The organism is Rhodococcus zopfii NBRC 100606 = JCM 9919 (genome assembly GCF_001895025.1).
Lineage (GTDB): Bacteria > Actinomycetota > Actinomycetes > Mycobacteriales > Mycobacteriaceae > Rhodococcus > Rhodococcus zopfii.
In genome coordinates this window covers 1-25,586 of the sequence record NZ_BCXI01000026.1, presented here as the reverse complement: position 1 = coordinate 25,586, position 25,586 = coordinate 1, and the positions used below count along the sequence as shown (strand labels likewise).

24 protein-coding genes and 3 pseudogenes are annotated in these 25,586 nt (G+C 67.5%); 11 read left to right on the top strand and 16 right to left on the bottom strand.

Annotation, left to right across the window (positions count from 1 at the left end; all coding sequences use genetic code 11):
• Nucleotides 1-9 precede the first annotated feature (9 nt).
• The 5 genes from RZ1_RS16590 to RZ1_RS16570 all read right to left on the bottom strand — a co-directional run bounded on the left by RZ1_RS16590 (nt 10) and on the right by RZ1_RS16570 (nt 5,393).
• A complete protein-coding gene (locus RZ1_RS16590; protein ID WP_072813575.1) occupies nt 10-1,758 on the bottom strand; it encodes a cholesterol oxidase substrate-binding domain-containing protein in 1,749 nt (582 codons plus the stop codon).
• A 95-nt stretch (nt 1,759-1,853) separates the two neighbouring features.
• Nucleotides 1,854-2,663 carry a metal-dependent hydrolase gene (locus RZ1_RS16585; protein ID WP_072813574.1) on the bottom strand — a complete coding sequence of 270 codons (810 nt, stop codon included), beginning with the start codon at nt 2,661-2,663 and terminating at the stop codon, nt 1,854-1,856.
• Nucleotides 2,664-2,791: 128 nt separating this feature from the next.
• A complete protein-coding gene (locus RZ1_RS16580; RefSeq protein WP_072813572.1) occupies nt 2,792-3,265 on the bottom strand; it encodes a Dps family protein in 474 nt (157 codons plus the stop codon).
• A gap of 177 nt (nt 3,266-3,442) precedes the next feature.
• Nucleotides 3,443-4,903: a catalase gene (locus RZ1_RS16575; protein WP_072813649.1), complete on the bottom strand. Its 1,461-nt coding sequence runs from the start codon at nt 4,901-4,903 to the stop codon at nt 3,443-3,445.
• A 64-nt stretch (nt 4,904-4,967) separates the two neighbouring features.
• Nucleotides 4,968-5,393 carry a Fur family transcriptional regulator gene (locus RZ1_RS16570; RefSeq protein WP_072813570.1) on the bottom strand — a complete coding sequence of 142 codons (426 nt, stop codon included), beginning with the start codon at nt 5,391-5,393 and terminating at the stop codon, nt 4,968-4,970.
• 163 nt (nt 5,394-5,556) lie between these two features.
• Here RZ1_RS16570 and RZ1_RS16565 point away from each other — a divergent pair, with 163 nt between their 5' ends.
• Both RZ1_RS16565 and RZ1_RS16560 read left to right on the top strand, forming a co-directional pair.
• A complete protein-coding gene (locus RZ1_RS16565; protein WP_072813568.1) occupies nt 5,557-6,354 on the top strand; it encodes a DUF5602 domain-containing protein in 798 nt (265 codons plus the stop codon).
• Nucleotides 6,355-6,441: 87 nt separating this feature from the next.
• Nucleotides 6,442-7,242, top strand: coding sequence for a DUF5602 domain-containing protein (locus RZ1_RS16560; protein ID WP_072813567.1), 801 nt, complete (start codon nt 6,442-6,444; stop codon nt 7,240-7,242).
• 65 nt (nt 7,243-7,307) lie between these two features.
• Here RZ1_RS16560 and RZ1_RS16555 read toward each other — a convergent pair whose 3' ends face one another.
• Genes RZ1_RS16555 through RZ1_RS16540 form a run of 4 tightly spaced genes read right to left on the bottom strand, consistent with a single transcriptional unit; the run spans nt 7,308 to nt 11,707 of the window.
• Nucleotides 7,308-7,925, bottom strand: coding sequence for an acetoacetate decarboxylase family protein (locus RZ1_RS16555; RefSeq protein WP_072813646.1), 618 nt, complete (start codon nt 7,923-7,925; stop codon nt 7,308-7,310).
• A complete protein-coding gene (locus RZ1_RS16550) occupies nt 7,918-9,633 on the bottom strand; it encodes an FAD-dependent oxidoreductase (protein WP_072813565.1) in 1,716 nt (571 codons plus the stop codon). The genes RZ1_RS16555 and RZ1_RS16550 overlap by 8 nt, the downstream gene beginning before the upstream one ends.
• A complete protein-coding gene (locus RZ1_RS16545) occupies nt 9,630-11,135 on the bottom strand; it encodes a flavin-containing monooxygenase (protein WP_072813562.1) in 1,506 nt (501 codons plus the stop codon). The genes RZ1_RS16550 and RZ1_RS16545 overlap by 4 nt, the downstream gene beginning before the upstream one ends.
• Nucleotides 11,132-11,707, bottom strand: coding sequence for a TetR/AcrR family transcriptional regulator (locus RZ1_RS16540; protein WP_072813561.1), 576 nt, complete (start codon nt 11,705-11,707; stop codon nt 11,132-11,134). The genes RZ1_RS16545 and RZ1_RS16540 overlap by 4 nt, the downstream gene beginning before the upstream one ends.
• A 157-nt stretch (nt 11,708-11,864) precedes the next feature.
• On the opposite strand from RZ1_RS16540, the gene RZ1_RS16535 reads away from it, so the two are divergent.
• Nucleotides 11,865-12,341: a MaoC family dehydratase gene (locus RZ1_RS16535; protein WP_072813559.1), complete on the top strand. Its 477-nt coding sequence runs from the start codon at nt 11,865-11,867 to the stop codon at nt 12,339-12,341.
• A gap of 30 nt (nt 12,342-12,371) precedes the next feature.
• On the opposite strand, the gene RZ1_RS16530 is transcribed toward RZ1_RS16535, so the two are convergent.
• Nucleotides 12,372-13,550: an RNA-guided endonuclease InsQ/TnpB family protein gene (locus RZ1_RS16530; protein WP_238071841.1), complete on the bottom strand. Its 1,179-nt coding sequence runs from the start codon at nt 13,548-13,550 to the stop codon at nt 12,372-12,374.
• A gap of 46 nt (nt 13,551-13,596) precedes the next feature.
• Between RZ1_RS16530 and tnpA the strand changes: the two are divergent.
• Nucleotides 13,597-14,007 (top strand): annotated as a pseudogene (gene tnpA / locus RZ1_RS16525) (IS200/IS605 family transposase); the annotation flags it as partial.
• A gap of 174 nt (nt 14,008-14,181) precedes the next feature.
• On the opposite strand, the gene RZ1_RS16520 reads toward tnpA, so the two are convergent.
• Together RZ1_RS16520 and RZ1_RS16515 are read right to left on the bottom strand one after the other, a co-directional pair.
• Nucleotides 14,182-15,243: an aspartate-semialdehyde dehydrogenase gene (locus RZ1_RS16520; RefSeq protein ID WP_072813556.1), complete on the bottom strand. Its 1,062-nt coding sequence runs from the start codon at nt 15,241-15,243 to the stop codon at nt 14,182-14,184.
• A 2-nt stretch (nt 15,244-15,245) separates the two neighbouring features.
• A complete protein-coding gene (locus tag RZ1_RS16515; RefSeq protein ID WP_072813555.1) occupies nt 15,246-16,511 on the bottom strand; it encodes an aspartate kinase in 1,266 nt (421 codons plus the stop codon).
• Nucleotides 16,512-16,830: 319 nt separating this feature from the next.
• On the opposite strand from RZ1_RS16515, the gene leuA reads away from it, so the two are divergent.
• The 4 genes from leuA (at nt 16,831) to RZ1_RS16495 (ending at nt 21,316) form a co-directional block, all read left to right on the top strand.
• Nucleotides 16,831-18,639 (top strand): 2-isopropylmalate synthase, encoded by a 1,809-nt coding sequence (gene leuA, locus RZ1_RS16510; protein WP_072813645.1) that lies wholly within the window; start codon nt 16,831-16,833, stop codon nt 18,637-18,639.
• 151 nt (nt 18,640-18,790) lie between these two features.
• A complete protein-coding gene (locus tag RZ1_RS16505; RefSeq protein WP_072813553.1) occupies nt 18,791-19,165 on the top strand; it encodes an SHOCT domain-containing protein in 375 nt (124 codons plus the stop codon).
• Between the two features lie 191 nt (nt 19,166-19,356).
• Nucleotides 19,357-20,610 (top strand): Mur ligase family protein, encoded by a 1,254-nt coding sequence (locus RZ1_RS16500; RefSeq protein ID WP_072813552.1) that lies wholly within the window; start codon nt 19,357-19,359, stop codon nt 20,608-20,610.
• Nucleotides 20,603-21,316 carry a type 1 glutamine amidotransferase gene (locus tag RZ1_RS16495; protein ID WP_072813550.1) on the top strand — a complete coding sequence of 238 codons (714 nt, stop codon included), beginning with the start codon at nt 20,603-20,605 and terminating at the stop codon, nt 21,314-21,316. Before RZ1_RS16500 ends, RZ1_RS16495 begins: the two co-directional genes overlap by 8 nt.
• Before the next feature lie 9 nt (nt 21,317-21,325).
• On the opposite strand, the gene RZ1_RS30570 is transcribed toward RZ1_RS16495, so the two are convergent.
• Nucleotides 21,326-21,502 (bottom strand): alpha/beta fold hydrolase family protein, encoded by a 177-nt coding sequence (locus RZ1_RS30570; RefSeq protein WP_169917983.1) that lies wholly within the window; start codon nt 21,500-21,502, stop codon nt 21,326-21,328.
• Between the two features lie 133 nt (nt 21,503-21,635).
• Between RZ1_RS30570 and RZ1_RS30100 the strand changes: the two are divergent.
• The 3 genes and pseudogenes from RZ1_RS30100 to RZ1_RS30090 form a co-directional block, all read left to right on the top strand.
• Nucleotides 21,636-21,947 (top strand): annotated as a pseudogene (locus RZ1_RS30100) (IS256 family transposase); the annotation flags it as partial.
• Between the two features lie 57 nt (nt 21,948-22,004).
• Entirely contained in the window at nt 22,005-23,585 is a 1,581-nt protein-coding gene (locus RZ1_RS30565; RefSeq protein WP_072813547.1) for an AMP-binding protein, read from the top strand.
• A gap of 379 nt (nt 23,586-23,964) precedes the next feature.
• The gene (locus RZ1_RS30090) at nt 23,965-24,135 is read left to right on the top strand and encodes a cytochrome P450 (RefSeq protein ID WP_244899347.1); all 171 of its coding nucleotides are present in this window, start codon (nt 23,965-23,967) and stop codon (nt 24,133-24,135) included.
• On the opposite strand, the pseudogene RZ1_RS31395 reads toward RZ1_RS30090, so the two are convergent.
• From RZ1_RS31395 to RZ1_RS16465, 3 genes and pseudogenes are all read right to left on the bottom strand, one after another.
• Nucleotides 24,136-24,333, bottom strand: a pseudogene (locus RZ1_RS31395) (alpha/beta fold hydrolase); the annotation flags it as partial.
• Nucleotides 24,334-24,414: 81 nt separating this feature from the next.
• Nucleotides 24,415-24,843, bottom strand: a complete 429-nt coding sequence (locus RZ1_RS16470) for a hypothetical protein (RefSeq protein WP_072813546.1) — start codon at nt 24,841-24,843, stop codon at nt 24,415-24,417.
• Nucleotides 24,844-24,901: 58 nt separating this feature from the next.
• The coding region (locus RZ1_RS16465) for an Rv1363c family protein (RefSeq protein ID WP_244899343.1) at nt 24,902-25,586 on the bottom strand (685 nt) is incomplete at its 5' end.

The window sequence follows — 25,586 nt, the reverse complement described above, 5'->3', positions numbered from 1 at the left end:
GATCATGCCTCAGGGAAACAGCTCGTCGAGGAATTCGTTGCCGAACACGCGGTGCGGGTCGTGCCGGTCGAACACCTCGAGAGCACCGTCCCAGCCCGCCTTCGACGAAAGGCCGGTGCGGTACATGGCCGGAATGGTCTCGCCGAGGAACTGCGGATTGCGGTAGCCGCCCTCGTCGTCGAACGCCCAGCCCTTGGACCATTCGGAGCGGAAGGTCGCGTAGTCGCCCGAATAATGGTCGGCCATCCACTGTTCCATCTCCCGGAAGAACGCGGACAGTCCGGCGGTGCCGGGAAGCGAGACCACGTTCATCCAGATCGCGGTGTCCCAATCCGGCCGGTCGGGACGGGGTCGCACCGGTGACAGATTCGGGGCGCCCGCCGAGTCGACGAGGACCTCGGACTGGTCGTCGACGGTGCACAGCCGCACCTCGAACGGCCCGTTGACCGGGTACTGCCCGAGTGCGGCGTAATGGTTCATGCGTTCGTTCAGCCACGTGGTGAACTCGTTGATGACGCGCGCGATGTTCTCGCGGCGCGTCACCACGACACCACCACCGGCGACGACACGCAGCGTCGTGTGCCGCAGGTAGAACAACAGGTCCTTCGACCAGCCCCACAGATCGGTGGTACCGGTCGCGGCGAGCCCGGCGGCGACCGCGCCGAACTGACCCGCCCCGAACGCCGGTGTGGCGGCCTGCAGACCACTCGCGACCTGCCCGAGCGGGGTCGTCACGGACTCCGGGATGGAGTCGGAGAAGTAGTAGTTGTAGGGGCCCGATACCTCGCGGGACGCGGCGGGCTTCTCGGGGCTGACCGACCAGATCTTCAGCCACGGAGTTTCGGTGAAGGGGAACCAGATCGCCTCGACGCGTCCGCTTTCCTCGACGAAGCGCTCGAACGTGCGGCCGGGCGATCCGGCGGGGGCGAACAGTTCCTGCCACGGCACGTCGGTGAAGCTCTGGCAGCGCAGCCGGTAGTTCGCGCCGGCCTGCAGGGTCACCGACGTCACGAAGCCGCGGCCGACGTGGGCGAGCAGTGCGGTGATGTCGGAGTCGGACCGCCGGAAGGTGCGCAGTTCGTAGGCGCCGGATGCCGCATTCCACACGACGGCGTCGAGCGCGACGACGAGATTCGACAGCGAGCCGAACGACTGGCCCGGTGTCACCTTCTCCCCCGCCGCGGGGCAGGTCGCGCCGTGCGCACCGATGGACAGGGCACCGGCGATCGTGATGTCGCCGATGGCGGGCGAATTCGCCCATCCGAGTCCCTCGTGCTCGAGGGCGGCGAGGATCGACTCGATGCTCGCCCCGGCACCGGCGGCGACGGTCGCGGGTGCACCGGAGGGGTCGACACTCACGGAGTTCAGGTGCGCCATCGTGTCGATGAGCACGATCTTGTCGACATTGCTGCCGGGCACGACGGTGAGCGGACTCCAACTGTGCATGGTGCCGCGCGGGCGAATGCGGTAGCCGTGGCCGTGCGCCCAGTTCGCGATGCGCACGACGTCCTGTGGATCGCGGGCCGTCGCGGTCCAGACGGCGTCGAACCGGATCGTCTTGGCCCAGTTCTCGAAGCGCTGCTGAGCGAGCGGGATGTCGGCGGGGAACTCCGGCGGCGCCGGGATGGTCGCCCGCGGGTCACCGAGAGGGACGGCACCGGCGGGGCTCCAGCCGAGGCCGGTCAGTGCCGCCGCTCCCGCGGCGGCGCCGAGGAATCCACGTCGGCTGAGGCTGGGGGCCGGTGCACTCTCGCTCACGTCGTCGAGCTCCGATCTGGGGGTGGGGGCCGGGGAGGTCAGGTGCAAAAATAGAACATGTTCACTTCCGATACCAGTGGCTTCGGAAATCTTCGTCAGAACCCCAGGCCGGAAGCTTCGAGCGCACCCTGGATGTATTCGGGCGCACCGTCGATCGACCAGATCGCGAACCCCACCGCCGCCAGCGTCAGACCCGGACCGAGTATCCCGACCTCGAACGGCCCGCCGGCCCGGATCGCAACGAACCCCGGCATCCTGAACTCCCACCACCGCTCACCCCGCCACGGCAGGAACGGGGCCAGGAACGGGATACCCTCCTTCGTGATGGCATCGCCGAGGCAGTGCGTCACACAGCCCAGCGTCACCGCGACCCCGAGCCCGACGGACCCGACCTCGCCGGGGAACCACGTCCACGTGAGCACCGACAGCACCGCGGCCGTCGCGGTGACCGCGAGCCAGCCGTTGCGCTTGGCCCAGCCGCCGAACAGCCCGCGCAGCGCCAGCCCGAGCGTGATGAACAGGACCGCGATGATTGCTTCGCGCCCGAATCGCGCGACGAGCGCGGACACCCCGACGCCGAGCAGCCCGGCGAACAGCGCGGTGTGGGTCAGGGTGCGGTGGCCGCCGCGTCGCTTCCGGTCGCGGCGCCCCTTGGTCAGGTTGTAGTAGCCGACCGACACCCGGTCGATGCCGCCGGCGACAGCCTGGCTCACCGGACCGAACGACCGGGCGACCGTCGACTGGGCGGTGTCGAGGTCGGGCAGCAGCGCCGCGCCGGCACACACCGCCGCGAATGCGAACGTCTCGGCGGTGGACGTCGGCCCACCCCACTCCCGCGGCAGCACGTCGGCGACGAGCAATCCGACGAGCGCCCCGGAAACCGCATGGGTGGGACCCATCACCATGACAGAGAACACCTTTCGAGAGCACAGGCAGAAACCCGGGCCGACGCCGAGGCATCGGTCCGGGTTCCAACCTAGCAATCACTCCCGACACATCCGTCACACAGTTGTTCGAACGGACGGGTGGTGAGTCAGGCGAGCTGCGCCTGCCACATCCAGTGCAGCTGCTCGAGCCGCGCCGTCTGCCCGATGAGCAGGTCCTGCGTCACCGGATCCGCGTCCGCGGTGGCATCGATATGCGCGCGCAGCCGCGAGACGACGGCAGCGATGTTGTCGACGATCGCGGCGACGACCTCCTCGCCCTTCGTCCATCCGTCGCCGAATCCCTTGGCGGCGGACTCGCGTGCCACCGTGGCGGCGCGGCCGTCCGGGGCCACACCGACGGCGGTGAGGCGCTCGGCCGCCTGGTCAGCGAAATCCCGTGCTGCCGTGACGAGCTCGTCGAGGGCGAGATGGATACTGCGGAACTGGGGTCCGACGACGGTCCAGTGCGCCTGCTTACCGATCAGGCTCAGGTCGACGAGGTCGACCAGTGCCGCCTGCAGGGCGGCCGCCGCGACGTCGCGTCGTGCGGGATCGAGTGTGCTGGTGATGGGGCTTTTCATCTTGTCACTCCTTTCGAGTGCTTCGCGGTGAACGAACGTGATCGATGTGGATATCGGTGCCGACGGGGCGGATGATGGAGGCAGCGCCCCACCCGCGAAGGAGGCCGACGATGGAATCCCTGATCGTCTTCGTTCTCGCCGCTCTGCTCTACTGGTGGGGTTTGCTCTGACGCCCGGTCAGCCGCGGCCGGCCCGGACTCTCTCCTCGACCTTCTTGCCGAGATCGGCGTCGACGCTCCGCCAATAGTCGAAGATCCGCTCGTACAAGGACTCCGCGGTTCCGCCCAGGACGTGCCCGACGATGTTGTCGACGAGCCGCGCACGCTCGGCGTCGTCGAGCACCTCGCGCACCAGCGTCCCCGCCTGCGCAAAGTCGTCGTCCTCCGCGTGCCGCACGTATCCGGCGCGGACCGCCTCGGTGCCGAACTCCCACCGGCCGTCGTCCCCGGCCTGCTGCCGGTCGGCGTGCGGGCCGCCGAAGCTGTTCGGCGCGTACACCGGGGTCGCCGGATCGTTGAACGAGTACGTCATGTTCCCGTCCTTCGAGTACGAACGCACCTCGTTGCGCGCCGCGTTCACCGGCAGTTGCGCGTGGTTGGCGCCGATGCGGTAGCGGTGCGCGTCCGCGTAGGAGAACACGCGGCCGAGGAGCATCTTGTCGGGTGAGAAACCGATGCCCGGCACGATGTTCGACGGTGCGAGCGCGGCCTGCTCGATCTCCGCGAAGAAGTTGCGCGGGTTACGGTTCAGCGTCCAGGTCCCGACCTCGATCAGCGGATAGTCCTTCTGCGACCACACCTTCGTCAGGTCGAACGGATTGAAGCGGTAGTTCTCCGCCTCGGCGACCGGCATGACCTGAACCTTCAGCGTCCAGCTCGGGAACTCACCGCGCTCGATCGCATCGAACAGGTCGGCGCGGTGGTAGTCGGGGTCCGACCCGGCCAGCGCATCGGCCTCGGCCTGGGTGAGGAACTCGATGCCCTGGTTCGTCTTGAAGTGGTATTTGACCCAGAAGCGCTCACCCTCGGCGTTGATCCACTGGTAGGTGTGCGAGCCGAACCCGTCCATGTGACGCCACGTCCTGGGAATACCACGATCGCCCATCAGCCAGGTCACCTGGTGCGCGGTCTCGGGCCGCAGGGTCCAGAAGTCCCACTGCATGGTGTGGTCGCGCAGACCCGACGCGGGCAGCCGCTTCTGCGAGTGGATGAAGTCCGGGAACTTGATCGGGTCCTTGATGAAGAAGACGGGCGTGTTGTTGCCGACCAGGTCGTAGTTTCCGTCCTCGGTGTAGAACTTGACGGCGAACCCACGCGGGTCGCGCCAGGTGTCGGGGCTGCCCTGTTCACCGGCCACGGTCGAGAAACGCACCAGGGATTCGGTTTTCGCACCCGGCTGGAAGAGCTTAGCCTTGGTGTAGGCGCTGACGTCGCCGGTGACGACGAGCTCACCGAACGCACCGCCGCCCTTGGCGTGCACGACCCGCTCGGGGACCCGCTCACGGTTGAAGTGTGCGAGCTTCTCGATGAGGTAGTGATCGTGCAGCAGGATCGGGCCCTGGGTGCCGGCGGTCAGCGATTCGTCGTCGCTGCCGACCGGATTGCCCACGTTGTTGGTGGTGAAGGGTGCGTTCGTCATGGTGACCTCCTGGTGCGGGGTACGCGGGATCGTCACGGGTCTCGGGTCGAGAACCGGGTCGGGGCTACAGACAGTCGGGGCACAGCCCCCAGAACGTGACCTCGGCCTCGTCGACGACGAATCCGCGGGCGTCCGAAGGGGTGAGGCAGGGCGCCGAGCCGACCACACAGTCGACGTCGACGACCGTGCCGCAGTTGCGGCACACGAGGTGGTGATGGTTGTCGCCGGTCCGGGTCTCGAACCGCGCCGGGGATCCCGCCGGTTCGATCCGGCGGAGCAGTCCCGCGTTCACGCAGGCCTTGAGAACGTCGTAGATCGCCTGGGTGGACACGGAGCCGAGTTTGCTGCGCACCGCCGCCGCCACCTCATCGGCATCGGAATGCGGCTGTGCAGCAACAGTTCCGAGCACCGCTACGCGCGGAGCGGTCACCCTGAGCCCCACGGAGCGCAACCGCTCCCGGGGGTCGAAGTTCCCGTCCGTTCGTTGCATGCCAACGAGTATGCGCCTTTTCTGGAATAAGTCAAGAAAATAGCCCGGCAGAACACGGTCCGAACACCCGCCGATCACGAATCGGTCTATCGTGCCCGCACCCGCACTACACGAAGTTAGCATCCGAAACGATGGATCCGTCGTCGGAAATCGAGGACCGCACATGGACATTCGATCGGGTGCCCGTCACTTCGCCGCGATCGCCACCGCGGGCTGCCTCGGCTTGTTCGTCGCCCCCGCGACAGCGGTCGGTGGCGGCATCCCCGGCCTGGTCGAGGGGCCCGCGCATCCCGTCGGCGCGGGCAACGCCCGCACGTACGTCACCGTCGACGCCGACGGCTCGCCGACGACGATCGGGGTCCGGCTCGACGCGGCCGCGCTCGACGAACTGCCCGGCGGTCTGCTGCCGTCCACCGAGGACTACGTCCTCGAACTGCCCGAGCAGGCGGACGCCACGGCATTCGACCACGTCACCCTCGACTGGAATTCGCACGGCCACAACCCCGAGCACGGTTTCGACGTGCCGCACTTCGACGTGCATTTCTATCTGCTCGACAGGGCCACCGTAGACGCGATCGATCCGCTCGTCCCCGGCTACGTCCAGGCAGCCACCACCCTTCCCGACCCGAGATACGTGCCGGCGGGCTACGCACCGGGCGGGGATCCACTGATGGCGACGGTCCCGGGCATGGGACTGCACTGGCTCGACACCGCCGACTCGGGACACCACCTCACGGAGACGGTGTTGTACGGCACGTGGGACGGACGTCAGGCGTTCGTCGAACCGATGATGAGCCGCGAATGGCTCGCGTCGCGCCCGCAACTGCACGAGCCGCTGCCCCAGCCCGAGGCGTATCAGCGCAGCGCGCTCCACCCCACCACGTACTCGGTGTGGTGGGACGAGGCGGCGCAGATGTACACGATCGAACTCGGCGGACTGGCGATGCGTCACGCATCGTGAAACGGACCCGCGACCCGCTTTCGCCCTTCCGTACCGCGTCGACCTGCGTCGACCTATGCTTTCCACAGTCCCGAGAAGAGGTCCACCATGCGTCTCCCCACGCTCCTTCGCCTCTCCGGAACGGCCGCGGCAGCGTGTACCGCTCTGACCGTTGTAGTCGGCTGCGGGGCCGACACCGCGACCGAGACCGATCCGGACATCTACGGCACCGCAGTCCCGATCGGCGATGGTTCCGGCCGCGCGTACGTGCTGCAGGACGCCGACGGCAACCCGACCGCGGTCGGGCTCAGACTGACCGCGGATGCCCTCGACGGCCTGTCCGACTCCCTGGAGGTCTTCGACCTCGAGCTCCCCGCCGACGGCCCCGACACCGCGATCGACCACGTCACCGTCGACTGGAATCCACACGGGCACGAGCCCGCGATGCTCTTCGACGAACCGCACTTCGACATGCATTTCTACATGGCCGACGCCGCGGCGGTGAAGGCGATCGATCCGGGCATGCCGGACTATCTGGCGCTCGGAACCAACTATCCTGCGCCGCAGTACATCCCACAGGGCTACGTCCCCGCCGGTCCGCCTGAGCTGGCAATCGTCCCGAAGATGGGTATGCACTGGGTCGACAGCACGCAGTCGCTGGTTCCCGGTGAGTACGACTTCACGCAGATCCTCATCAACGGCACGTGGGACGGCCGCTGGACCTTCATCGAGCCGATGATGGCGATCGACTGGATGCGCACGAAGACACCCGTACAGGAGGACCTCGATCTGCCGCAGGCCTACCAACAGTCCGGGTACTACCCCACGACGTACTCGGTCTCGTTCGACGAGGGTTCCGGAGAGTACATCGTCGAACTCGGCGGCCTGACCATGCGCGAGGCGACGTAGCCGACCCGAAGGACAGCCGCGCGCGTCGGGCCGCGCGCGGCTGTCTCCTGCCTGGGCAAACCTCGCTACCGGCCGGGACCGGTGCTCATCCGTCCCCGCGTGATGACGATGCCGTGATGGGTTCCGGGCCGCAGCCACCGGCCGAGCGTCGGACCGGTGGCCTGCACGTCCACCCGGGCGTAGCGGAACCGGCCCCGCAGCTTCGCCGTCGCCCGCAACAGTCCCCCGTCCTCGAGGGGCTGCGCGAACGTCAGCCCGCCGGCGATGGGCAACTCGGGTCCCTTGGGCGACGCCGCGGTCGTCACCTTCCACGAATCACCGGTCGCCGAGAACGTGCCGGTGACATCACCGGTGAACTCGGCGAGCACCTTCGGCAGGTGCCAGTGGGTCCGGCCGCCGTGCACCGACGGTTCCGAGTCGACGGCGATGAACGGCACCGCCATCGCCGGAATCACACCCGGTCGCAGCACCGGGCTGGCCAGGATCTCGCGGTACGGCCCGACCGGCGACTCGAGGTAGTCGACCATCATGGCGAGGGTGAACGGCAGGGTCTTCCCGCCCGGCCCGAACTGCGCCGCGTCGGGGGTACTGCGATGCCACCACAGGGTCGCGCGCACATCCGCCGGCCACGGCGGCGGAGGGGAGACCGGCCAGTCGTCGCGGTCGGTGCTGCTCTCAGGCACGCTCCACAGCATGTGCACGCTCCTCTCGCCGGACGGTGGGTATGGGCAGCAGCAACGCGGCCGGTGCATCCGCGGGCACTGCCGGCCGGGTCGGCGCGACCGGCGCCACGGGAACGTAACGGTCGCCGAGTTCGGGACGGGCATCGGCTTCACCCTTGTTGGGCCACAGAGCCATCGCGCGTTCGGCCTGGGCGGTGATGGTGAGCGACGGGTTCACACCCAGGTTCGCGCTGACCACCGAGCCGTCGACGACGTGCAGACCCGGGTGCCCGTACGCGCGCAGGTACGGGTCGACGACGCCGGTGTCCTGCGAGTCGCCGATGGCGCAGCCGCCGAGGAAGTGCGCGGTCATCGGAATGTTCACCAGGTCGGCGATCGACCCTCCCGCGTCGCCGTCGAGCTTGTCGGCGACCCGGCGGATCGCCTCGTGCCCCACCGGGATCCATTCCGGCGGCGGTTCCCCCGGCCCGGGCTTGCTCGTCACACCGCGACCGAACGGGCTTCGACGGCTGCGCAACTCGAGCGAGTTGTCGTCGGTCTGCATCACGAGCGCGATCACGGTGCGTTCGGACCAGCGCCGCACCGACAGGCTGCGCACGAACGCCCCCGGGTTGCGGGCGGCGACGCCGAAGAACTTCACCAGGCGTGGTGCGCGACCGCCGCCGTCGGTGAGCAGCGCCTGCAGCAGACCGATGGCGTTGCTGCCCTTGCCGTATCGGACCGGCTCGATGTGCGTGTGGTCGTCCGGGTGGAACGACGAGGTGATCGCCACGCCGCGCGTGTAGTCGATCGTGGTGTCCTGCGCCGACGCCGCGAGCACCGCCTCCGAGTTGGTGCGCACGACCGTGCCCAGACGCGGCGACAGGTTCGGCAGCGCGCCGGTCTCCCGCATCGCCAACAGCAGCCGTGCGGTGCCGTAGGTGCCCGCCGCGACGACCACCTGGTCGGCGGTGAAGACCTTGCGACGCTTGCGGATCCGGTTCGTGCTCTTGGTGTGGATCTCGTAGCCGCCGCCCTCGCGCGGCCGCACCTCGGTGGCGGTCGTGAGCGGATGAACGGTCGCACCGGCCTGTTCGGCGAGGTACAGGTAGTTCTTGACCAGGGTGTTCTTCGCTCCGACCCGGCAGCCGGTCATGCACCCGCCGCATTCGGTGCAGCCGGTGCGGTCGGGTCCGGCACCGCCGAAGAACGGGTCCGGCACGGTCTCACCGGGCACCCCGAAGAACACCCCGACCGGTGTGGTCGTGAAGGTCTCGCCGACCCCCATGTCCTCGGCGACCGCACGCATCACCTCGTCGGCGGGAGTGGTCGACGGGTTCGGGCGGACGCCGAGCATCTTCGCGGCCTGGTCGTAGTACGGACCGAGTTCGGCCTCCCAGTCGGTGATGTGCCCCCATTGCGGATCCTGGAAGAACGCCGACGGCGGCCGGTAGAGCGTGTTGGCGTAGTTGAGCGACCCGCCGCCGACGCCCGCGCCGGCCATCACCAGCACGTCGGGCAGCAGGTGGATGCGCTGGACGCCGTAGCAGCCCAGGGCCGGTGCCCACAGATACTTGCGCAGCCGCCAGCTGGTCTTCGGCAGCTCGTCGTCGCCGAACCGTCGCCCGGCTTCGAGAACGCCGACGCGGTAGCCCTTCTCCGTCAGGCGCAGCGCGGCGACGCTGCCCCCGAAGCCGGAGCCGATCACGAGCACGTCGTAGTGGGTCATGCGTTCACCTGCTCGGCAGCCGGTCGCGCGAGGTAGTTCTCGGAGTCGAAGCGTCGGGTCGCCTGCCGGAACTTCCACGTGAAGGTGGGCCACATCACGGAGTTGCGGCCCTTGCGGTCCAGGTACCAGCTCTGGCAACCACCGGCGTTCCAGATCGTCCCGGCGAGAATCGGATCCAGTCCGTCGTTGTATCGCTGCTGCGCGCCGTCGGTCACCTCGACGGAGCCGAGCCCGCGGGTGCGCATCGTGCGGATCGCGTCGGCGATGTAGGTGGCCTGCGATTCGAGCATGTACACGATCGAACTGTGGCCGAGGTTGGTGTTCGGGCCGTACATGAGGAACAGATTGGGGAAACCGTGCACCGCCGTGCCGAGGTGCGCGGACGGGCTGCCGTTCCACGTCTCGGCGAGGGTGCGTCCGTTAGATCCTCGAAGATGCTGGGCCACAGGAGGTTCGGTGGGCGTGAAGCCGGTGCCGAAGATGATCGCGTCGACCTCGTACTCGTTGCCCTTGTCGTCGACGACCGCATTCTCCGTCACCTCGGTCAGGCCGGAGGCGACCACGGTGACGTCGGGACGGGTGATCGCGGGGAACCAGTCGTTGGACAGCAGGATTCGCTTGCACATGATCCGGAAGTCGGGGGTCAGCTTCGCGCGCAGATCCGGATCTGCGACCTGCTTCGCGAGGATCGACCGGGCCCGGCGCTCGAAGAGCGGCACGAGCCACTTGCGCGCGAACGGCTTGGTCATCCCGACCACGTAGGTTTCCTTCTGACCGTAGACGGCCGCGCGGACCGCTTTCTGCGCCAACGGGAATCGACGGTAGAGCGCTTTGACCGGGGCCGCGATCGTGTGATCGTGCTTGGGCATGACCCACGAGGCGGTGCGCTGGAAGAGCGTGAGGTGCGCGACGCTGTCGACGATGGCGGGGACGAACTGGATCGCCGATGCGCCGGTGCCGATCACGGCGACTCGCTTGCCGGTCACGTCGTAGTCGTGGTTCCACTCCGCCGAGTGGAACATGGTGCCACGGAACAGTTCCAGGCCGGGCACCTTCGGCAGGGTCGGGGTGGACAGGGCGCCCGTGGCGGCAACGAGAACCTCGGCGGTCAGGTCGCCGCGGGAGGTCGACACGAACCAGCGTCCGCGCGTGTCGTCCCACTGCGCGTCGCGCAGTTCGCAGTCGAACACGGTCCGGTCGGTCACACCCGTCTCGCACGCCACGCGACGCAGGTAGGCGTAGATCTCGGCCTGGGTACCATGGGCTTTGGACCAATCCGGTTCGGGCGCGAACGAGAACGAGTACAGGGCACTGGGAACGTCGCACGCGGCACCGGGGTAGTTGTTCACCCGCCACGTACCGCCGACGTCGTCGCCGCGTTCGATCACGACGACATCGGCCTTCGGGTCCTCACGCAACAGCGTTGCGGCCATTCCGATTCCGCCGAACCCGGCGCCGACGACGAGGGTGTGCACATGCGTGGGGAGCGTTGCCGAACTCATTTCATCACCAGCGCTTTCCAGACCGGGAGCAGGCGCTCCCGGAACTCTTGGTCCGATTCGGGGGTACGCATCAGCGAGGACACCGCGAAGCCGCGGGCCAGTTCGATACTCAGGTCGATGGCGTCCGGACTGATCTGGTCACCCATGATCTCGAGGCAGCCGACGTGCAGGGCGTCGGAGACCTTCTGCTCGAGCGGGATCATGGCCTCGTGCAGGGCGGGGTCGGTCCGGGCGGCGACCCACAGCTCGAGGGCCGCGTCGAACAGCGGACCGACGAACGCGTCGAACAGCGTCTCGAGCGCACGGTCCGGTTCGGGCCGCGCCTCGAGGATCTCTGCGAGCCGCTTGTCGACGAGGTGCGCGACGGCCGCGACGACGAGCGACTCCTTGGTCGGGAAATGGTGCAGCTGGGCGCCGCGGGAGACCCCGGCGCGCTTGGCGATTCCCTGCGTACTGGTGCCCGCGTAGCCCAGTTCGACCAGCGAGTCGACCGCAGCGTCGAGCAGCTTGGCTCTCGTCGCGGCGGTTCGCTGGGCCTGCGTGCGAGGTACGCCGGCTGTGGTGTCCGTCACGAAACCGAGAGTAACGGCAAAAGCACAAACAGTCCAGACTGATTTTAAGTTGAGCCTCAGGGCACCGAGACGACATCGAGACCCAACCTGCTACACACCGAGAATTTCGGGAGCAGAATCCCTTACGCGCTCAGGACCCCGAGCACGAAGGAGCATCATGACCTCCGCCGCCACCGGAACACACGTCGCATCCCTCGCCGAACTCACCGAATTCGTCGGCCGGCCGCTGGGCGTCAGCTCGTGGATCACGGCCACGCAGGATCGCATCGACACATTCGCGGACGCCACCGATGATCACCAGTGGATCCATGTCGACCCCGACCGCGCCGCGAAGAACAGTCCGTTCGGCGGGCCCATCGCGCACGGCTATCTCACGCTGTCCCTCATCATTCCGATGTGGTACGAGGTGTTGAAGGTCGATTCCGTCACCCTGGCCGTCAACTACGGTCTCAACAAGGTTCGGTTCACCACGCCCGTGCCGGCCGGCGCGAGAGTCCGCCTCGACGCGACCCTCGAATCCCTCGAGGAACTTCCCCGGGGAGGCGTGCAGATCGTCGTCGCGGGGAACATCGAGCTCGAGAACAGTGCTCGCCCCGCAGTGGTCGTCGAGGCGATCTATCGCCTCTACGATTGACGTCCTCTCCGGCCTAAAAGCCGGAGATTCCTACCAGCGCCGCGTGACGCTCTCGGGGGTACCTGCTTCGCCGCGCTGCGCCGGAACACGTTCCGGTCTTACCTGCGCTCCACAGGCGTTTAACCTCTCCGCCCGTCCGGCGGCGAGGATGTTGCGTGCTGCATTCAGGTCCCGGTCGTGGACCGCACCGCACGGGCAGATCCACTCCCGCACCGACAACGGCTTCGGCCCGTCGACCCGCCCGCACGTCGAGCAGGTCCGGGACGACGGGAACCAGCGGTCCACCTTGACGAAGGTGCGCCCGTACCGGGCGGCCTTGTCCTCCAGCATCCGGGTGAAAATGCCCCACCCGGCGTCGTGGACCGACTTCGCCAGCCGGGTCCGCGCCAGCCCGCTCACGCACAGGTCCTCGACGTAGACCGCTTGGTTCTCGCGGATCAGTGTCGCGGCCTGTTTGTGCGCGAAATCCAGCCGCGCGTCCCGCACCCGGGCATGCGCCCGGGCGACCTGCATCCGAGCCTTGGCCCGGTTCTTCGAGCCCTTCTCCTTTCGGGACAGATTCTGCTGCGCTTTCCGGAGCCGACGTTCGGCCTGCCGGAAGAACCTCGGGGACGTGATGGTCTTGCCGTTCGAGAGCACCGCGAAGGTGGTGAGTCCGAGGTCGATGCCGATCTCCGACTCGCACTCGGGGAGCGGATCGTCGGTCGTCTCGACCACGAACGACGCGAAGTACCGGCCGGCCGTGTCCTTGATGATCGTCACCGACGACGGATCCGACGGCAGGTCCCGCGACCAGCGGACCGGAACGTCCCCGATCTTCGGCAGCCGCAACTTCCCAGCGGCCGTGATCCGGAACTGTGCGTTCTTCGTGAATCGGATCGTCTGCCGGTGGTCGCGGCGGGACCGGAACCTCGGCGGCCCGAGTCTCGGACCCTTCCGTTTCCCGGTGACCGAGGCGAAGAAGTTGCGGTACGCGGTGTTCAGATCCGCCAGCGCCTGCTGCAACACGACGGACGACACCTCGCCCAACCAGGCGCGTTCCGGAGTTTTCTTCACCGCGGTCAGGGCCTTGGACAGTTCCGCGTCCGTGACATAGGGCAGTTCGTCGCGGCGTGCACGCTCCCGCGTGGCGAGGGCATCGTTGAACACCACCCGTGCACACCCGAACGCGCGCGCCAGTGCCCACTGTTGCCCCACTGTCGGGTACAAGCGGTACTGGTACCGGAGGTGCACCCCCACACCATGCCATTGGTCTATGACCGAATACGGTGATATTCGCACTGGCAGGCACTGTTTTTTCGCCCTCCACGCTTACTTGGTCTTTGTGACCAAGTATCGACATCGAGTGTTCTCCGCCCCGCATCTGGAGCGGATGGAGGAGATCATGCGGGCGGTATGCGAGGACTTCGAGGTCGAACTGGTCGAGTTCAACGGCGAATCGAACCATGTCCACCTGCTCGTGAACTTCCCGCCGAAGGTCGCCGTGTCTCGACTGGTGAACTCGCTCAAAGGAGTCTCGTCCCGCAGGATGCGGCAGGAGTTCCCCGAGCTGGTCCGGCATTACTGGCGCGCGCAGCGTCTGTGGTCCGGCTCCTATTTCGCCGGTTCGGTCGGCGGGGCCCCGATCTCGATCCTGCGGCAGTACATCGAGCAACAGGACCTGCCCGTGCAGGGCACGCTCGGCCCTGGTGGGCCTCCCGCGTGCGCCTTCACCTCCGCCGTGAACGGCGGAGCACTGGCGTACATTGCGGTAGCCGAACCCCCCCTTCACGAGCGAATGGATCGTTCAGTCGGACTACCCGACTGAACGATCCATTCGCTCGGACCAGCAGAAGTGCTTCTACACCAGCAGTTCCGCGATCTGGATCGTGTTGAGGGCGGCGCCCTTGCGCAGGTTGTCGCCCGAGACGAACAGCGCGAGACCCCGACCGTCCGGCACGCCCGGATCCTGGCGGATGCGGCCGACCAGCGACACATCGTCGCCCGCCGCGGCCAGCGGGTTCGGCACGTCGACCAGCCGGACACCCGGTGCGGTCGAGAGAATTTCCTGCGCGCGCTCGACCGACAGCGGCCGCTCGAACTCGGCGTTGATCGACAGCGAGTGGCCGGTCACCACCGGGACACGCACGCACGTGCCCGACACGAGCAGATCCGGCAGCCCCAGGATCTTGCGCGACTCGTTGCGCAGCTTCTGATCCTCGTCGGTCTCACCGGAACCGTCGTCGACGAGCGACCCGGCGAGCGGCAGCACGTTGAACGCGATCGGCGCCACGTACTTGTCCGGTGCCGGGAAATCGACGGCGCTGCCGTCGTGGACGAGCTTCTCGGCGTCGCCGATGACGGCGCGCGCCTGGCCGAGGAGTTCCTCGACACCGGCGATGCCGCTGCCCGACACGGCCTGGTAGCTCGAGACGATCAGGCGACGCAGGCCCGCCTCGTCGTGCAGGGCCTTCAGTACCGGCATCGCTGCCATGGTGGTGCAGTTCGGGTTGGCGATGATGCCCTTCGGCGGGTTCTTCGCCTGCTCGGGGTTGACCTCACTGACGACGAGCGGAACCTCGGGGTCCTTGCGCCACGCCGACGAGTTGTCGACGACGATCGCGCCGGCCGCCGCGAAGCGCGGGGCCTGCGCACGCGAGAGGGTCGCACCCGCCGAGAACAGCGCGATGTCGATGCCCTTCAGGTCCTCGTCCGAGGTCGCCGCGGCGTCCTCGACCACGATCTCCTCACCGCGGAACGGCAGCTTCCTGCCCGCCGAGCGGGCAGAGGCAAAGAACCGCACCTTGTCGGCGGGGAAGTTGCGCTCCTCGAGGAGGGTGCGCATGACGATGCCGACCTGACCGGTCGCACCTACGACAGCAATGGTCTTCCCCGTCGCTGCGCTCGCCTGATTCGTGGTCATGATTACCGTCCCGTTCCGGCGTGGACGACGGCTTCTTCCTCGCCGCCGAGTTCGAACGCGGCGTGCAGGGCACGGACCGCGTCGTCGAGTTCGGTGTCGTCGACCAGCACCGAGATGCGGATCTCCGACGTGGAGATGAGATCGATGTTGATGCCGGCCGCGGCGAGGGCCTCGCAGAACTTCGCGGTCACGCCCGGGTGGCTCTTCATACCGGCACCGACGAGCGACACCTTGCCGATGTGGTCGTCGAACAGCACCTGGGTGAAACCGATCTCGTCCTGCTGCTTGGTCAGCAGCTCGACGGCACGCGGGCCGTCCGACATCGGCAGCGTGAAGGTGATGTCGGTCTTGCCGGTCTCGACCTTGGAGATGTTCTGCAACACCATGTCGATGTTGATCTCGGCGTCGGCCACGGCCCGGAAGACCTTCGCCGCGTAACCGGGGGTGTCGGGCAGGCCGACGACGGTGACCTTGGCTTCGCCGCGATCGTGCGCGACGCCGGTGATCAGGGCCTCTTCCACGGGGATGTCCTCCATCGATCCGGACACGATCGTGCCGGGCTTGGTGGTGTACGACGAACGAACGTGCACGGGCACGTTGTAGCGGCGGGCGTACTCGACGCAACGCAGCATCAGCACCTTCGCACCGCACGCGGCGAGCTCGAGCATCTCCTCGAAGGAGACCTTGTCGAGCCGCTGCGCGTCCTTGACGATGCGCGGGTCGGCGGTGAACACACCGTCGACATCGGTGTAGATCTCGCAGACGTCGGCGTCCAGCGCCGCGGCGAGCGCGACGGCGGTGGTGTCCGATCCGCCGCGGCCGAGGGTGGTGATGTCCTTGCTGTCCTGGCTGACGCCCTGGAAGCCCGCGACCAGGACGATGCTGCCCTCGTCGAGCGCGGCCCGGACACGACCCGGGGTGACGTCGATGATCTTGGCGTTGCCGTGGCTGCCGGTGGTGATCACGCCGGCCTGCGAGCCGGTGAACGACCGAGCCTCGGCGCCCAGCGAGTGGATGGCCATCGCGACGAGCGCGTTGGAGATGCGCTCACCGGAGGTGAGCAGCATGTCCATCTCGCGGGCCGGCGGCACCGGGCACACCTGCTGAGCGAGGTCGAGCAGCTCGTCGGTGGTGTCGCCCATCGCAGAGACGACCACGACGACGTCGTTGCCCGCCTTCTTGGTCTCGACGATCCGTTCAGCGACGCGCCGGATCCGCTCGGCCGTCGCGACCGAGGATCCTCCGTACTTCTGGACGACGAGTGCCACGCTGGCGAACCTCCGGGTATCGGGTGCAAGTCCAGGAAGCGAGTCTACCGATGAGGCCCCGGACCGGCCCGGTCGGGCCGTCCACCTCGAACAAGGCTCCCGGCAACCCGCCGCTACGACCACCCCCGCGCTGTGACATCGATCGTCCCCCCTGGGCCCGACCAGGCCGAGACGAGTACACTGCCAGGCATGCAGCGCGCCCTTCTCCTCGGCCGCCGCGGCGGGATCTGACCAGACCGGCTTCCCGTCGCGGGGTTTCGACGCGCCGGTCGATATTCTGATCCGGACCCACAGGTCCACTTTTTCCTTGGAGCACGTCATGTCACCCGCCGACGCATTCACTTCCGGTTCGCGCACCATCACGCCGCCGAGCAAACCCGCCCCCGCCGACCAGCCGGCGTGGAACACGCAGAAGAACTCGTCCATGCCGACCTACCGCTACCTGCCCTTTGCGGAGGAGGTCGAGCCGATCACGCTGACGGACCGGACGTGGCCCGACAAGATCATCGACCGGGCGCCGCAGTGGTGTGCCGTCGACCTGCGCGACGGCAATCAGGCGCTGATCGACCCCATGAGCCCTGCCCGCAAGCGCCGCATGTTCGATCTGCTGGTGCGGATGGGGTACAAGGAGATCGAGGTCGGCTTCCCGTCCGCGAGCCAAACCGACTTCGATTTCGTCCGCGAGATCATCGAGGACGGCGCGATCCCGGACGATGTGACGATCCAGGTGCTGACCCAGGCGCGGCCCGAACTGATCAAGCGGACCTTCGAGGCGTGCGCCGGCGCGGGCAGCGTGATCGTCCACTTCTACAACTCGACGTCGATCCTGCAGCGCCGTGTCGTGTTCAAGGCCGACAAGGAAACCGTCAAGAAGATCGCGACGGACGCCGCCGAACTCGTGCTGGCCGAGGCGCAGAACCACCCCGACACGAACTGGCGCTGGGAGTACTCCCCCGAGTCGTACACCGGCACCGAGCTGTCGTACGCCAAGGAGGTGTGCGACGCAGTCGTCGCGACGCTGGGCGCGACCCCCCAGAACCCGGTGATCATCAACCTGCCGGCGACGGTGGAGATGGCGACGCCGAACGTGTACGCCGACTCGATCGAGTGGATGCACCGCAATCTGGCGCAGCGCGACTCGATCATCCTGTCGCTGCACCCGCACAACGACCGCGGCACCGGTGTCGCCGCCGCCGAGCTGGGCTTCCAGGCCGGCGCCGACCGCATCGAGGGCTGCCTGTTCGGCAACGGTGAGCGCACCGGCAACGTATGCCTGGTGACCCTGGGTCTGAACATGTTCAGCCGCGGCGTCGATCCGCAGATCGATTTCTCGAACATCGACGAGATCCGCCGCACCGTCGAGTACTGCAACCAGCTGCCCGTGCACGAGCGCCACCCGTACGGAGGCGACCTGGTCTACACCGCGTTCTCCGGCAGCCACCAGGACGCGATCAACAAGGGTATGGACGTCATGAAGGCCGACGCCGAAGCGGCCGGTTCCGACGTCGCCGACATCCTGTGGGCGGTGCCTTACCTGCCGATCGACCCGAAGGACGTGGGCCGCAGCTACGAGGCCGTGATCCGCGTGAATTCGCAGTCCGGCAAGGGCGGCGTCGCGTACATCATGAAGCACGACCACGGCCTGAACCTGCCGCGCCGGCTGCAGATCGAGTTCTCGGCGGCCGTCCAGAAGGTCACCGACGGCGAGGGCGGCGAGGTCAGCCCCAAGGAGATGTGGGACATCTTCCACGAGGAGTACCTGGCTCCGGTCCGCCCGCTGGAGCGGATCCGGCAGAAGGTCACTGCCGCCGAGACCGACGACGGTGAGGACCAGGTCACCGCGGTTCTGAAGGTCGACGGCGTCGAGAAGGAGATCAGTGGCACCGGCAACGGTCCGCTGGCCGCGTTCGTCGACGGACTCGAGACGCTGGGCTACCACATCACCGTGCGCGGCTACTCCGAGCACGCGATGTCCGCGGGTGACGACGCCAACGCCGCGGCCTACGTGGAGGCGGACGTGACCCGCCCCGACGGCACCACCAAGCTGGTGTGGGGTGCGGGTATCGCCCCGTCGATCACCACGGCATCGCTGCGCGCGGTCGTCTCCGCGGTCAACCGGGCCCACTAGGAAAAGCGGTCGATTCGGACTGCAGCAAAACGGACGCGGCGGTACTCTTCGGGAAGTCTCCCGAGGGTGCCGCCGCGTTGCTGTTCTCCCGGCGTGACAGCTCCCTCCGAATCGGGACTGGGCAGTTCACACGGGTCGAGAGGGAAGCTTCATGGATTTCTGGGACATCATCTGGTTCATCATCGTCAGCTTCGCGTTCATCGCCTACCTGATCATGCTGTGGATGATCATCGGTGACCTGTTCCGCAACCGCGAGCAGTCCGGTTGGGTGAAGGCGATCTGGATCATCTTCCTGTTCATCTTCCCGCTGCTCACCGCTCTGGTGTACCTGATCGTCCACGGCGACGGCATGGCCAAGCGGAGCGCGCGTGAGGCGGCCGAGTTCAAGACCGCACAGGACAACTACATCCGCGAGGTCGCGGGCAAGTCCCCCGCCGAGCACATCGCCGACGCCAAGGCACTCCTCGACGCCGGGACAATCTCGGAGGCCGAGTTCCAGTCACTGAAGGCAAAGGCCCTCTCCTAGGCTATATCTCGACGCCGCTGCGCATCCGTGGACACTTCCGCGGGTGCGCAGCGGCGTTTCGCGTGGACGCGCCTCGGTGGCAGTCGCTCCCCATGCTGACGGGGTCCCGCGCCCCGCACCCGCCGCGTTGTGACCGCGCGGACACGACTGCGGCTCCGCGGCCGTAACGCGGCTGTGGAAAACTCGCCCGGGTGGGTACTAGCACTGGAATCACCACGCGCGGCCGGTTGGCACTGCGCGCGGCGAAAGCCGCCGCGTGGGCGTCGCAGAAGGCCGGACGCGGCAAAGGCTCGATGATCGGCGGGCTCATCGCCCTGAAGATCGATCCGACGCTGATGAAGCAACTCGGCCGGGGTCGCAGGACGGTGCTCGTCACCGGCACCAACGGCAAGTCCACGACGACCCGGATGACGGCGGCAGCGCTCGCGACCCTCGACGACGTCGCGACGCAGCCGGACGGCGCGAACATGGACGCCGGGATCGTCGCCACGCTCGCCTCGAATCTCACCGCGCCGCTCGCCGCGATCGAGGTCGACGAACTGCACACCCCGCACGTCTCCGACGCCCTCGACCCGCAGGCGATCGTGCTGCTCAACCTGAGCCGCGACCAGCTCGACCGCGTCGGCGAGATCAACATGATCGAACGCAAGCTGCGCGCGGGCCTGCAGCGTCACCCCGATGCCGTGATCGTCGCCAATTGCGACGACGTCCTCGTCACCTCGGCGGCCTACGACAACCCGAACGTGGTGTGGGTGGCCGCCGGGGCCGGCTGGGCGAGCGATTCCGTCAGCTGCCCCCGCACCGGCGAGCCCATCGTCCGCGACGGCGACCACTGGTACAGCAGCGGATCCGATTTCGCTCGGCCCCAACCTGATTGGTGGGTCGACGACGAGAACCTGTACGGCCCGGACGGGCTGGTGCTGCCGATGAAACTGACCCTGCCCGGTCGCGCCAATCGCGGCAACGCCGCGCAGGCGGTCGCCGCCGCGGTCGCGCTCGGCGCCGATCCGGCGGCGGCGGTCGCCGCGGCATCCACGGTCGGTGAGGTCGCCGGCCGGTATTCGACGGTGCAGGTGGGCCCGCACTCGGTCCGCATGCTGCTGGCGAAGAACCCCGCGGGCTGGCAGGAAGCGCTGTCGATGATCGACCCGACCGTCGACGGTCTGGTCATCGCCGTCAACGGTCAGGTGCCGGACGGGGAGGACCTGTCGTGGCTGTGGGATGTGCGGTTCGAGCACTTCGACGGTGTGCAGGTGGTCGCGTCCGGCGAACGCGGAACCGACCTCGCGGTCCGCCTCACCTACGCGGGTGTCGAACACACCCTGGTACCGGATCCGTTGCGCGCCATCGCTTCCTGCCCGCCGGGCCGGGTCGAGGTCCTCGCCAACTACACCGCGTTCCGGGATCTGAACACTGCGCTCGCGAAGGGGTCCGCACATGCCTGAGTCGACCGTGCGCATCGGACTGGTCCTGCCCGACGTCATGGGCACATACGGGGACGGCGGCAACGCCCTCGTGCTGCGTCAGCGTCTGCGGATGCGCGGGTACGACGCCGAGATCGTCCCCATCGGACTGGAGGACCCGGTTCCCGATTCGATGGACCTGTACACGCTCGGCGGCGCCGAGGACTCGGCGCAGCGACTCGCGACCCGGCACCTGCTGCGTTATCCGGGCCTGCAGCGCGCCGCCGAACGCGGCGCACCGGTGCTGGCGATCTGCGCGGCCATCCAGGTGCTCGGCCACTGGTACGAGACGTCGGCCGGCGAACGCGTCGACGGTGTCGGACTGCTCGACGTGACCACCTCGCCGCAACGCACCCGCGCGATCGGAGAGATCGTGATCTCCCCCGCCGTCGCCGGTCTCACCCAGCCGCTCACCGGATTCGAGAACCACCGCGGCGGAACGACTCTCGGGTCGTCTGCGCGGGGCCTGGGCCGGGTGACGCGCGGTGTCGGAAACGGTGTGGGCGACGGCCTCGAGGGCGCGGTGCAGGGCTCGGTGTTCGGGACCTATCTGCACGGTCCGGTGCTGGCCCGCAATCCGGAACTGGCCGATCTGCTGCTGGCGCGGGCACTCGGCGTCGACGCGCTGGCACCGCTGGATCTGCCGGAGATCGACCGCCTGCGCCGGGAGCGCCTGAAGGCGAACTGACCGGACCGGTCAGCCCCGGCCGCCGATGTGCTCGACGACGAGTTCGGCGAGTGCCTCGGGGGCCTCGTCCGGGATCCAATGACTCACCCCCGTCAGCGCCACGAACCGGAACAGCCCCGTGACGTAGCGACCCGATGCCTCGGGTCCGGCCCGATCGATCGCGCCGTCCCCGTCGCTCCACACCATGAGGGTCGGCGCCGAAACCGCGCCGGGCCGCGAGCGGGGATCCGACAGCGGAATCGCCCGGTACCAGTTGAGGCCGCCGCGCGCCAAGGCCCGATCGGTCAGGCGCGCGACGTCGCGCACCTGCTGGACGGATCTCCCGAAGCCGGCGCATCCTGGTGCGTTGGCGGCGATGAAGGAAATCGTCGATGACGCCGATGTGCTGCTCGAGTACGTCCGGTAGCCGGCCGAGCGTCGAGCTCTGCGTACGACGAATCCAATCGAAAGCACTTTTGCCACAGTGCCTTTACGTACCAAGGCCATCAAAGGTCCGGGGTGTCGGGCAGTGGGAACGACGATGGCCTACAAGCTGATCGCAGCGGCACGGGCGCGGTGGCGAGCTGTCGACGCTCCGCAGTTGGTTGCACTGGTGCCTTCCGCATTCGATTTCGAATCGTACCGCCTGGTCTATTCTGAGCACTCGTTGGGGTGGACACTTCCCGCACGCAGCCGACCGAAGGACACAATGAACCACTTCACGGGCAACGTTCTCTTGGATGAGCTAATCGCGTCGGCGCAGGCACGCCCACATGTCACAGCGGTGGTCGAGGCGAAGACGGGGAGGTCTCTGTCTTTCGAGGAGCTTCTCGCACGGGCCGCTGCCGCAGGTCGGAGCATGGTCGCCGCTGGGGCTCGCCCTGGGAGCAACGTCGTTATGACAGGCTCGCTCGATCTGGATTTCGTTGTCGCGTGCTTCGGAGCGTTCACCGAGGACATCACGCCTGCTCTGCTCGACCCGAACTCATCCGAGGCCACGTTGAGGCAGTGCATCAACGAACTTGAAGCGACGGTGTGGGCGACGACGAGCAAGCTGGATGACACTCTCGGACTGACCCACTTCGACCCGACGGGCATCGCGGTGTCCACAACCGCTGATGAAGCGGAACCGCAGTGGTCTCCGACGTGCGACGTGCTCGATCCGATTCTCATGCTCTATACGAGCGGGACGACTGGTATCCCCAAGGGCGTCCCGTGGGCCTCTCGCGAGCTTTCCTCCCAGATTCGGTACTACTCGGCGGCGACCGAGATTCAGACCGAGTTCTGCTTGTTCCCCCACCTGGCACTGGTCGCCATTGCCATCGGGCGTACTGCGGTACTGCCTGACGTGACCACGCTACAGCCGCTGAGAATCCCCATTGAATCTGTGCACAGGCAGATGATGAAGCACGGCTGCGACTATGTGTTCGCCTCTCCGCTCGTGTGGGACAGGCTGGTCCGCTTCCTCAAAGAGTCGGGCGAAGAGGCTCCGCCGATCAAGATCGCGGCGACGGCTGGGTCCGCACTCAGTGGACGGCTCATCGAGCGCATCTCAGCGACGCTTCCTCAGACCACCGTCCGCATCCCATTCGCCAGCACCGAGGCGGTTATGCCCATCACGGTGATCGACGCGCCTGAGTTCGTGTACTTGTCAAAAACGAGGACGTACGCGGGTGCCGGCGTACCCCTCGGCGCGGTCGCGGACGAGATGTCGGTCGGGGTTGTCCCGATTGAGTCCGACGAGAGCGACTTCTCCATCGGGCGGTCCAGTCTCCCGTCGATGGAGGTCGGGGAGATCGTCGTGACGGGCAGTCGGGTGACGCGGACGTACTTCCGCCGCCCCGACGTAGAGTGCCACGCGAAACTGCGCGACGTTGTGACCGAACGAGTGTGGCACCGAACTGCCGACCTCGGATACATCGACGACAAGGGACGGCTGTGGTTTGTCTGCCGCAAGAAGGACGTGATCCGTCGTGCGGGGGGTGGTGACCTTTACCCGGACGCCTTGGAGCAGATGTGGAACATGGCGACGGGGGCGTCGATCAGCGCCGTGGTGTACTCGGAGCCGAGCGACGAGCTGTTCTACGTGCTTCCAGGTGATTCGGTCGCCGAGATTGATGAGTTCGTGCTGAACCTGCAAGCCGACCGCGCTGACGTCCCCCGTCCTACCGTCGTGACGCTGAGCGGCTCGCTGCCTGCCGATGTTCGCCACAACAGCAAGGTTGACCGCCCCTCGGTCTTGCGGATCGTCGAGTCCCAGCATGAGACGAACGAGGGGGCGCGCGGATGAACACAGAACTCCATCCCGCAGAGGTGCTGGACGCCTGCCTCCACCCGTGCACCGATTCCTCCGCGTTCCTCCGCGTTTGTCGATCAGTTCGTGGGCCTGGCGGACCAGCTCGAGATTCGCGGACCAGTGCTCGATTGCGCGGTTGGAACAGGCTTCGGCACTATCGAACTTCTTCAGCTCGGGCACAGCATCGTGTGCTCGGACGGAAGTGCTGAGATGTTGAAGCAGTTCTCCGCCAACTCCGACGCAGCCGGTGTCCCAGCGAAGCCGCTACGTCTTCGCTGGAACGAGCTTGCGCCCGCATTCCCGCAGGTGTTCGCGCTGATCCTGGGACGAGGCAACTGGCTCGCATACGCCGACGCATGGGACAGCCGCGTTGATGACCCGAACGATGTCGTGCGTCTCCCAAACGGCGAACGACATCCCGGTTGTCCGGGAGATTTTCGGCTGGAAGGCCATGCGCCAGAATCCCAAAGACATCGCGCCGATGAAGAGCACCGTCGACCAGGTCATCGCAGCGGGTCCGGCGACAAGCTCGCTGGTGCGGTAGTCCCGGCGAGTAGCCGCGCTGATCCGGGGCGAAGGTGCGATAGCCGCGCGCGTGCAGCAGTGGCGCCCCCAGACCCCACGACCGGGAATCCTGAGGGAATCCGTGCAGCAGCACGACCGGTTCGCCGTCGCGCGGCCCCTCGTCGCGGATGTCGAAGGTCAGTCCCGCCCGGCTGACCGATTCGATGCGTTCCGGCACCCATCCCCCTTGCGATCCGGCCCCGAACAGGGGTTCGGCCCGAATATTCGCTCTAGGCGATCTTCGGGCCGGATCTCTGCTTCACGAGCCTCTGTCGTCCTCGGACGTCTGCTCGATTCGCACCAACGATGTTACGCGCGTCACAATCGAGTGCGCAAGTATATTTCCCGCCGAGATCGCCTGATCGGTCAGAGCCGCCACCTCCGGCCGCTGCACCAGTTCACGCACGGCCGTGACCGGGGCGAAGAGCCACTCGACGGTGCCGACGATCTTTTCGACGCCGAGCAGCGTCGCGTCGACCCGGTCGATCGAGCTGCCGAGCCGGCCGACGACGGTCTCGAAGTCCCCGAGATGCGAGTCGAAGGAGGCCAGTACGCGATTGAACTCGTCCAGTGACGTCGCGATCCCACCGGAGACGTCGTCGATGCGGGCGATCGTCGCATCGGCGTTCAGCGCCGCGGTGGTGAGCCGCCGCAGCCTGCTCGGATCGTTCGGCCTGGTCTGATCCACCACGTCGATCCCCCTCCCCGTCCACGGCCCTCAGTGTGCGCTGTCACGGCCGTGCGCTTCACTTCGCGTCGGCGCCGTCCAGCAGCCACCGGTCGCCGTCACGGACCAGCGTGATCAGGAACCGTGTCGCGTCGGTACGGCCGTCCGGCACGGCAACATTCTTCACATCCTGATCAAGGAACACCAGGACCGTCGCGCGGTCACCGTCGACGGTCTCGACCGCGGCGTGATCGGCCCGCGCGACCGAGCTGCCCTGCCCGTTCTCGACCAGCGACCGCAGCTCGCCCGCAACCGAGTTGTACTTCGCCGCGAACTCGTCCGTGGAGATCTCGGTGACCGCGGCGAGCGACGCGTCGAAACTCTGGAAGTCGTAGGTGCCGAGCGTGATCGCGTACTCGCGGGCGCTGTCGAGCGCATCGGTGCGCAACCGGTTCGTGGACTCGGCCTGCAACCACAGGACTCCGAAAACCGCGGCGGCGACCGCGAGCACGAGGATCAGGCCCTTCCCGATCCACTGCCGGGCCCCTCCGGGCCTGCTCGACGTCTCCCCGGGACGCGCGATCGCTTCGGAGGGTGCGGCCTCCACGGGAGCCTTGCCGGCCTTGTCGTCCGACGTGTCCGTCGTTGCCATCAGTTGCGCAATCCTTCCAGCGGTTTCCCGCCGTTCGTCGAACCTCGACAGCGGTGCGGTCAGCGTGTCGTGCCCGATCCGGACGCCGTGCCCGAGGCGTCGTGTTCCGCCA